Genomic DNA, 8,768 nt, shown 5'->3' on the forward strand with positions numbered 1-8,768 from the left:
TTCGTCGGTTGCGCGCAGCTGTACGGCCAGCTCGCCGGCCGCGTCGGCCGCCTCGGCGAGCCGTGTCAGCTGCTCGCGACGGGAACCCGGCTGATCCCACACGGCCATCAGCCGGGCGAGCTCGGCATCTGCCGAGGCGAGCGTCGCGACGAACTCCAGGTCCGCGCGGGCGCCCGCCGCCACAGCGTCCGCAGCGGCGGTGACGTCGGCGAGTGCGGCGCGAGCGTCGACCATGGCCGGACCCGAGCCCACCACGTCGGTATCCGCCAGCTCGGCCGACGCGGTCGACAGGTCGTTCAACACCCCTGCCCGGACGGCGTCGAGCGCAGCCAGCCGCTCGGCGGGGTCCGGCGGGTCACCCAGCCGGACGGCGGTGACGTCGCGGGTCAGGGTCATCGCCAGCGTCCCGACGCGCTCCAGCGGCTCGGTGAGCACAGCCCGCGCCCGGCGGATGTCGTTGACACGGTCGCCAGCGGCCGTGGACGTCTCCGGTCCGCAGGCCACACCCACGACCGCGGACAGCGCAGCGAACAAGGCGGCGACACGACGCATGGCGGGCGAGGGTAGCCATGGCGGCGCGGTCGTACCTCGGCCCGCATGGGTGGCCCGTGTTGAGACGCACGGAGGTCACCCGGCACGCGCGCCGTCGGGTCTGCCCATGCCAGAAGGGCCCGCCGCGCGGCGGGCCCTCTGGTCGTGCGTGTTGCGCCTCGGTGAGGCCGGTGCGACTAGAAGTCCATGCCGCCGCCCATGCCGTGATCGTGACCCCCACCTGCGCCGTTGGTCTTCGGCTCGGGCTTGTCGGCCACCAGCGCCTCGGTCGTGAGCAGCAGCCCCGCGATCGACGAGGCGTTCTGCAGCGCCGAGCGGGTGACCTTGGCCGGGTCGATGATGCCCTGCTTGACCAGGTCGCCGTACTCCTCGCTCAAGGCGTTGAGGCCCTCGCCGACCTTCATGTCGCGGACCTTCTCCACGACGACGGAGCCTTCGAGGCCCGAGTTGTTGGCGATCCAGCGCAGCGGCTCGGCCAGCGACGACCGGACGATCATGGCCCCGGTGCGCAGGTCCCCTTCGAGGTCGATCTTGTCCAGCGCCCGCTCGGCGTGCAGCAGCGACGTGCCGCCACCGGCGACGATGCCCTCCTCGACCGCGGCGCGGGTCGCCGACAGCGCGTCCTCGATGCGGTGCTTCTTCTCCTTCAGCTCGGTCTCGGTCGCGGCACCGACCTTGACCACGGCCACCCCGCCGGACAGCTTCGCCAGGCGCTCCTGCAGCTTCTCGCGGTCCCAGTCGGAGTCCGAGATCTCGATCTCGGCCTTGATCTGGTTGATGCGGCCCTTGATGTCCTCATCGGAGCCGGCGCCCTCGACGATGGTGGTGTTGTCCTTGGTGATCACCACCTTGCGGGCACGACCCAGCAGGTCGATCGTGGCGTTCTCCAGCTTGAGACCGACCTCCTCGGAGATGACCTGGCCGCCGGTGAGGATCGCGATGTCGGCGAGCATCGCCTTGCGGCGCTCACCGAAGCCGGGAGCCTTGACCGCAGCCGACTGGAAGGTGCCACGGATCTTGTTGACCACGAGCGTCGCGAGGGCTTCACCCTCGACGTCCTCGGAGATCACGACGAGCGGCCGACCGGCCTGCATCACCTTCTCCAGCACGGGGAGCAGGTCGTGCACCGCCGAGACCTTCTGGTTGGCGATCAGGACGTACGGGTCCTCGAACACGACCTCCATACGCTCGGGGTCGGTGACGAAGTAGGGCGAGATGTAGCCCTTGTCGAACTGCATCCCCTCGACGAAGTCGAGCTCCATCCCGAACGTCTGGGACTCCTCGACGGTGATCACGCCGTCCTTGCCGACCTTGTCCATGGCGTCGGCGATGATCCGGCCGATCTCCTCGTCGTTGTTGGCGGAGATGGCCGCGACGTGCGCGATCTCGTCCTGGGTCTCGATGTCTCGAGCCTGGTTGGAGATCTCCTGGACGACGCGCTGCACCGCCTCGTCCATCCCGCGCTTGAGCAGCATCGGGTTGGCGCCAGCGGCGACGTTGCGCATGCCCTCGCGGACCATGGCTTGGGCGAGGACGGTGGCGGTGGTGGTGCCGTCACCGGCGACGTCGTTGGTCTTGGTCGCGACTTCCTTGGCGAGCTGGGCACCCATGTTCTCGTAGGTGTCCTCGAGCTCGATCTCGCGGGCGACCGTCACACCGTCCTTGGTGATGGTGGGGGCGCCCCACTTCTTGTCGATGACGACGTTTCGGCCCTTGGGGCCCAGGGTGACCCTGACGGCATCCGCCAGCCGGTTCACCCCGGCCTCGAGCCGGCGTCGTGCGTCCTCGGAGTAGGAGAGCTGCTTCGGCATAGGTGTCGTTGCCTCCTGTTGTGATGGGTGATGGATGGGCGTGTCGCGCCCGTCGTTGGCGGCTGCTACTCGATGACCGCGAGGAGGTCACGAGCGGAGAGGATCAGGTAGTCCTCACCGTCGATCTTGACCTCCGTGCCGCCGTACTTGCTGAAGAGCACCGTGTCGCCCTCACGCACGTCCAGCTGCACGATCTCGCCGGTCTGCTCGGACCGCTTCCCGGGCCCGACGGCGACGACCGTGCCCTGCTGGGGCTTCTCCTTGGCGGTGTCGGGGATGACGAGCCCCGATGCGGTGGTCTCCTCAGCCTCGCTCAGGGTCACGACGACCCGGTCCTCGAGCGGACGGACCCGCACGTTCGTTGCGGTGGTGGCCAACGTTCCCTCCGTACGTTCGGTGTAAGGTTCGTGGTGCAAGGTTTCGTTCACACCACCCCGGGCGGGGCGGCGAGAGTTGCCAGGCGCCAGGGCCTGAAGTGCCAGGGCCTGACGTGCCAGGGCCTGGAGTGCAAGGGCCTGAACCGCTAGGCTCGAAGCGCTAGCACTCCTCCCCGGCGGGTGCCAACGGCAGGAAAATTAGCACTCGCCCTCTGAGAGTGCAAACGATCGGGTAGCGGGCCGGCTCAACCGGCGCATCACCGTTGGCCGGCAACGATCCGATCCGGCGAGCGCGTGACGAACGACCGGCGCCGCCACGTCCAACGTCGTCGCTGCCCGGACGGACGGCCGACGTCGACGCCACGCGCTCGGGCGCCAGGTCCGACACTGTTGGTGCGATCGAGCGATGATCGGAGCGGACGTGATCAGCGCGACGGAGTACCAGCATCGCCTCGGCGAGCGTCTCCGCGCGATCCGTGCCCAGCAGGACCTGACCCTTCAGGAGGTGCAGGAGCACAGCGGCGGGCGTTGGAAGGCCGTCGTGGTCGGGTCCTACGAACGCGGCGATCGGGCGGTGTCGCTGGCGAAGTTGGCCGAGCTCGCCGACTTCTACGGCGTTCCGGTCGGCGAGTTGCTGCCTGAGCCGGACATCGACGAACCGCGACCCGAGCCGACGCGTCCGCGCGTCGCGTTGGATCTGACCCGGCTGCACGACGAAGAGGTCGAGCCCCGGTTCCGGCCGGTGTCGCGGTACGCCGGCACGATCCAGGCGCAGCGTGGGGACTACAACGGCCGGGTCTTGACGCTGCGTCAGACCGACCTGCGGTCGCTCGCAGCTCTGTACGGGACGACCAGCGAGGAACTGGTCGAACGACTCGATGAGCGGGGGCTGCTGGCCAACGTGCGTTGATCGCCGCGTGCTCTTACGTGCGGACGGTCAGTCGCCACTCCTCGCGGTCGACGAAGCCCGCGGTGGCGTAGGTCCGCAGCGCCACCCTGTTGTCCGCCCGCACGTGCAGCGCGACCGGCCGACCGGGGTGGCGGTGGAGGGCGTCGCGGACGGCGGCCGTGACGGATGCGCGCCCCAACCCCTCCGCCCGGCGGTCGCGACGCACGCAGATCCCCGCGAGCTGCACCCCGTAGTCGTCGCAGTCCACGGCACGCTCGATCTTGATCAGCGGATCTCCCGGCGGCCCGACACACACGACGGTGCTGGCGCGGACCGCCCGCTCCATGCGGTCGCGGTACGCCCGGTGGCCGGACCTGCCGGGGTGTGGGCCGTACCCGTCGTCGACGTGGAGCTGCACGGCCAGCTCCGCCAGGCCGGGCACATCCTCGCGTCGCGCCGCCCGCAGACCCGGGTCGGGGATCGCCTCGGCGTCGGGGACCCGGTCGGGGTCGACCAGCTGGAAGCGCTGCCGGTGGACCACCATGGAGGGATCGCTACCCCACCGCTCGAGCAACACGTCGACGGCGGCAGCGTCGCCGACCATGATGCGCCACCCGCGGTTGGGCACTCCGGCGCGTGCGAGGACCTGTGGGTCGCCGGCGGGGACGATCAGCTGGTCGGGCAGCACGACGCACACCGCCGACCGGCCGCGCCACTCGGCGACACGCATCACCGATGGGCCGTTCGATCGCAGCGTCGACAGGACGAACATGTGGCGCGCGGCGCCCCCTGCGGAGCACGGCCACGTCTCCAGCATGTGGGCGACGTCGGCGACCTCGTCGGTACGCACGCGACGCCAACGGGTCCGCGACAGCACGGTCACGGGGCCGGCCCGTGCGGCTCGTCGACCAGCGACAGACCCGGGTCGACCGACAGTTCCAGCGGTGAGCGGTGACCGTCGGCCACGAGGTTCGCTCCGGCCGCTGCGACCATCGCACCGTTGTCGGTGCACAGCGCCGGGGACGGGGCCAGCAGCCGCATGCCGTGCTCACCGCAGGCCTCCTCCATCCGGGCGCGCAGCCGCGAGTTGGCCGCCACCCCGCCGGCGATCACCACCGTGGTGACGCCTTCCGCGGCGGCCGCGGCGAGGGTCTTGTCCACCTGGACGTCGACGGCGGCCTCCTGGAAGGACGCGGCGACGTCAGCCAGGTTGGGTTGCTCGCCCGCCTCCTCCAGGCGCCGCAGGTAGCGGATGACAGCGGTCTTCAGACCCGAGAACGAGAAGTCGTAGGACCGTTCGCGCGACAGCGGCCTGGGGAAGTCCACGGCCGTGGGATCACCTTGACGAGCCAGACGGTCGATCTCGGGCCCGCCGGGGAAGCCCAGGCCGAGGAACCGCGCGATCTTGTCGAACGCCTCACCGGCGGCGTCGTCGAGGGTGGCACCGAGCTCGCGGAACGTCGCGGCCCTCCCGGCGCGGTCGCCGTCCATACGCACCAGGCTGGTGTGCCCCCCGGACACGACCAGCGCCACGAGCGGTGGTTCGAGGTCGCCGTACTCGAGTTGCGCCGCGACCACGTGCGCGCGCAGGTGGTTGACGCCCACCAGCGGCAGACCGCGCGCCAGCGCCAGTGCCTTCGCGGCCGCGACACCGACCAGCAGCGCTCCGGCCAGGCCGGGACCGGCGGTCACCGCGACGGCGTCCACGTCACCGAGGTTCGCGCCCGCTTCGACCAACGCCCGGTCGATGGCGGGCTGGACGAGGTCCAGGTGGGCGCGTGCGGCGAGCTCGGGGATGACGCCGCCGTAGGGTGCGTGCAGCTCGACCTGTGACGCGACCACGTTGGCCCGGACCCGCAGCCGATCCTCGACCACCCCGACGGCGGTCTCGTCGCAGGACGTCTCGATGCCGAGGACGAGCACCGGTTTCAGCTCCCGCCGGACCGGGCACGGGCAGCGGCGAGCGACGCCGCGACGTCGTCGCTCTGCAGGTCGTGCAGCCACATGATGACCGCGTCCTCCCCCGTGTCGTCGTAGTAGCCCGGGCGCACCCCGACCGGCACGAACCCCACGCCACGGTACAGCTCCCGTGCCGCGACGTTCGTGTGGCGCACCTCGAGGGTGGCAGCCTGAGCTCCGCGTCGACGGGCGTCACGCAGCAGAGCCACGACCAGCGCGGTTCCCACGCCACGGCGCCGGTGCGCGTCTCGAACCACCACCGTGGTGATGTGCGCCGCGTCCGCGACGAGCATCGACCCGGCGTAGCCCACGACCGCGCCGTGGCGCTCGGCGACGAGGTAAGTGCGGGTGTCGGGCTGAGCCAGCTCCGACACGAACATCTCACGGGGCCACGGCCGCGGGTACATGGCCCGTTCGATGGCGTGGACCTCATCGAGATCGCCAGGGTGCATCGGCCGCAACCGTGTCCGGGCGGGGCCGTCACCGCTGTGGGCGACCGGCGCCGGCCGCGCGCACCGCCGGCCGCCGGTCACCGCTGTGGGCGGCCGCCGCGGAGGCGCCCGCGGGCTTCCCAACCCAGACGCGCGTCGGCCTTCCGCAGGTACAGGGGTTGGAGCTGATCGGGGCGTTGGGTGTCCTCGCGCACGAAGCGCGGCAGGGCCAGGACGGCGAGGTCGGCCGCGTCCGGGTGGGCGTTCTCCAGGCCGGCGACGTCGGCGTCGACGCCGTGCAGCACGTCGGCGTAGCGCAGCCCTCCGTCGCCGACCACCAGGCACTCCTCGCCGGCCCCCTCGATCTCCGCGGCGAGCGTGGCGGGGGTGCCGACCCCCAGCTCCGTGGCCCGCTGGACCCCGCCGGGCGCGAAGCGGTAGAAGGCCCAGAACACCTCGCCGCGTCGCGCGTCCAGGGCGGCGCAGATCAGCCGGCGCACGTGACGGACCTGGAACGCCAACACGTCGAGGCCGCACAGACCCACGACCGGCAGCTGCAGGGTCGCCGCGAACGTCCGCGCGGTGGCGATCCCCACCCGCAGCCCGGTGTACAGCCCAGGACCCACACCAACCGCGACACCGGTGATGTCGTCGGTCGTGTGGCCCGACTGACGCAGACAGAAGTCGATGGCCGGAGCCACGAACTCCCCGTGACGCTGCTCGACCCCCAGAGCGGCGGACGCCAGGACCCGGCCCTGTTGCGCCAGACAGACCGACGACCGCGCCGTCGACGTCTCGATCGCGAGCACGATCACCGATGCGGCTCCTGCACCGCCCAACGCTGCAGCTGCGGGGTCACGTCCGCGACGCGGCCGGCCCAGCGACCGTGACCGCGGACACGGACGATGCGCTCGTCGTCAGCGTCGCCGAGGAGCAGCTCCACCTCCAGCCGGTCGGTGGCCAGGATCGCGTCGACGACGTCGCCCCACTCCACGAACGTGATCTGGTCGTCACCCAGGATGACGTCCTCACCCAGCTCGACCACGTCCTGGAGCCGGTCGAGGCGGTACACATCGACGTGCACGAGCTCGACAGCGACATCGTCGCCGGGCAAACGGGCCTGGTAGGGCCGCACCAGGGTGAACGTCGGCGACGTCACGCGGCCGGTGACCCCCAGCGCGCTGGCGGCGCCTTGCACGAAGCAGGTCTTGCCGGCACCGAGCTCGCCGCTGAGCGAGACGACGTCGCCGGGCCGCAGCGCCTCGGCGATGGTCGCCGCGAGCGCACGGGTGTCATCCGGCCCGTGGGTGCGCAGCACCAGCTCCCGCTGTGGCCGGGGCCCTCCCTCGACCGTCACGACGCGACCGACCCCTGACCCTCCCGGAGCTCGCCGACGGCATCACGCGCCGATGCGATGCGCCCGGTCAGGATCCCCGCCGCCGTCCGGACGTCCCGGCGCAACGCGGCCATGGCGGTGGCGTTGCCACGCAGGGCAGCGATCGGGTGGTAGGTCGCGATGAGCGTCGCACCGGTTGCCTCGAACCGGTACCCGGCGACCTTCTCGAGGGGAACCCGGCGGCCCAACAACAGCTGTGCCGCAGCAGGACCGAGCGTCACGATGACGCGTGCGGCGACGAGCCGCAGCTGGTCGTGGAGGTGCCGGCGACACGCGTCGATCTCGTCGGCGTGGGGCGCACGGTTGTCCGGCGGACGGCACTTGACGAGGTTGCAGACGTACACGTCGTCGCGGCGCAGCCCGTTCTCCAGGAGCACGTTGTCGAGGAGGTTCCCCGCAGCGCCGGCCAGCGCCCGGCCGGATAGCTCCTCGCTGTGGCGCGGGGCGTCGCCGACGAACACCAGCTCAGCAGCGGGATCACCGTCGCCGAACACGACCCGGCTGCGGGCCGTGTGCAGAGCGCACCGGGTGCACGTCTCGGCTTCGCGCTGCACCACCGTCCACCGGTGCGAGTCCACGGGGACACGGGACGACGGCACGGGCGACACTCCGAGCGGGACGACGGCTCGCGGCATGCTAGTCCACCGCCAGCGCCCCCCTCACCCCGCGAGGCCGGGAACGCCGTGGCGGGACACCGCGGCGCGGACCCCGCGGCGGCACGCGTCCGCGACCGCCTCGGCGGCGAGCGTGGCGAGCAGGTCGACCGTCGCGTCGACCTCCCCGGTGGCCAGGCAGAACAACGCGTCTCCGTCGAGCTGGGTGTGCGCGGGGCGGACCGCCCGGGCGATGCCCGAGTGGGCGAGGTCGGCGACGCGGCAGGCCTCGCTCTTCACCAGTCGGGCGTTGGTGACGACGCAGCCGATGACGGTCGAGCCGGTGGGCCCGCCGGCGTCCGCGCGCTGACCGGCGATCGCGTCGGCATCGTATGGGTAGCGGGGGGTGCCGTGGGGAGCGCGTGACGTCGCCACCGGTGTGCCGTCCTCGTCGTGGACCTCGCCGACGGCGTTGTTGGCCACCAGCGCCCCGACCACCACGTCACCGGCGCGCCGCACGGCGATGCCCTGACCGCCCCGCCAGGCATGAGCCAGGCCACCGACCTTGGCGACCATGCACCCCGCACCGACCCCCACCCCACCTTCGGGCGGATCGGCGCTCGTGGCCTGCTCGCAGGCAGCCCGCCCGGCGGCCGCCCCAGGGCGCGCGTGGGGGACCGCCACGGCCGCGTCCAGCACGATCGCGGCGCCCACGATCGGGACCCGCGCGACCGGCTCCGGCTGACCGACCGGGTAGCCC

General features: G+C 71.9%; 11 protein-coding genes. 1 reads left to right on the top strand and 10 read right to left on the bottom strand.

The window, feature by feature from the left end; genetic code table 11:
* The 3 genes from M3N57_11405 to groES form a co-directional block, all read right to left on the bottom strand.
* Positions 1-552, bottom strand: a 552-nt coding sequence (locus M3N57_11405) for a hypothetical protein (protein MDP9023275.1), incomplete at its 3' end; no start/stop codon positions are given.
* Between the two features lie 176 nt (positions 553-728).
* Positions 729-2,363: a chaperonin GroEL gene (gene groL / locus M3N57_11410; protein MDP9023276.1), complete on the bottom strand. Its 1,635-nt coding sequence runs from the start codon at positions 2,361-2,363 to the stop codon at positions 729-731.
* 65 nt (positions 2,364-2,428) lie between these two features.
* The gene (groES, locus tag M3N57_11415; protein MDP9023277.1) at positions 2,429-2,740 is read right to left on the bottom strand and encodes a co-chaperone GroES; all 312 of its coding nucleotides are present in this window, start codon (positions 2,738-2,740) and stop codon (positions 2,429-2,431) included.
* Positions 2,741-3,164: 424 nt separating this feature from the next.
* Here groES and M3N57_11420 point away from each other — a divergent pair, with 424 nt between their 5' ends.
* A complete protein-coding gene (locus M3N57_11420) occupies positions 3,165-3,650 on the top strand; it encodes a transcriptional regulator (protein MDP9023278.1) in 486 nt (161 codons plus the stop codon).
* A gap of 13 nt (positions 3,651-3,663) precedes the next feature.
* Here the strand turns inward: M3N57_11420 and M3N57_11425 are convergent, their stop codons facing one another.
* The 7 genes from M3N57_11425 to M3N57_11455 form a co-directional block, all read right to left on the bottom strand.
* Positions 3,664-4,479: a GNAT family N-acetyltransferase gene (locus tag M3N57_11425; GenBank protein MDP9023279.1), complete on the bottom strand. Its 816-nt coding sequence runs from the start codon at positions 4,477-4,479 to the stop codon at positions 3,664-3,666.
* Between the two features lie 29 nt (positions 4,480-4,508).
* Entirely contained in the window at positions 4,509-5,552 is a 1,044-nt protein-coding gene (gene tsaD, locus M3N57_11430; protein MDP9023280.1) for a tRNA (adenosine(37)-N6)-threonylcarbamoyltransferase complex transferase subunit TsaD, read from the bottom strand.
* Positions 5,553-5,557: 5 nt separating this feature from the next.
* Positions 5,558-6,040: a ribosomal protein S18-alanine N-acetyltransferase gene (gene rimI, locus M3N57_11435; protein ID MDP9023281.1), complete on the bottom strand. Its 483-nt coding sequence runs from the start codon at positions 6,038-6,040 to the stop codon at positions 5,558-5,560.
* A gap of 77 nt (positions 6,041-6,117) precedes the next feature.
* A complete protein-coding gene (gene tsaB / locus M3N57_11440; protein MDP9023282.1) occupies positions 6,118-6,834 on the bottom strand; it encodes a tRNA (adenosine(37)-N6)-threonylcarbamoyltransferase complex dimerization subunit type 1 TsaB in 717 nt (238 codons plus the stop codon).
* A complete protein-coding gene (gene tsaE, locus M3N57_11445) occupies positions 6,831-7,376 on the bottom strand; it encodes a tRNA (adenosine(37)-N6)-threonylcarbamoyltransferase complex ATPase subunit type 1 TsaE (GenBank protein ID MDP9023283.1) in 546 nt (181 codons plus the stop codon). The genes tsaB and tsaE overlap by 4 nt, the downstream gene beginning before the upstream one ends.
* The gene (locus M3N57_11450) at positions 7,373-7,993 is read right to left on the bottom strand and encodes a uracil-DNA glycosylase (protein MDP9023284.1); all 621 of its coding nucleotides are present in this window, start codon (positions 7,991-7,993) and stop codon (positions 7,373-7,375) included. Before M3N57_11450 ends, tsaE begins: the two co-directional genes overlap by 4 nt.
* A gap of 81 nt (positions 7,994-8,074) precedes the next feature.
* On the bottom strand, positions 8,075-8,768 hold a 694-nt coding region (locus M3N57_11455), incomplete at its 5' end, for a P1 family peptidase (GenBank protein ID MDP9023285.1).

It is taken from the genome of Actinomycetota bacterium, from assembly GCA_030776725.1.
Taxonomy (GTDB): Bacteria; Actinomycetota; Nitriliruptoria; order Nitriliruptorales; family JAHWKO01; genus JAHWKW01.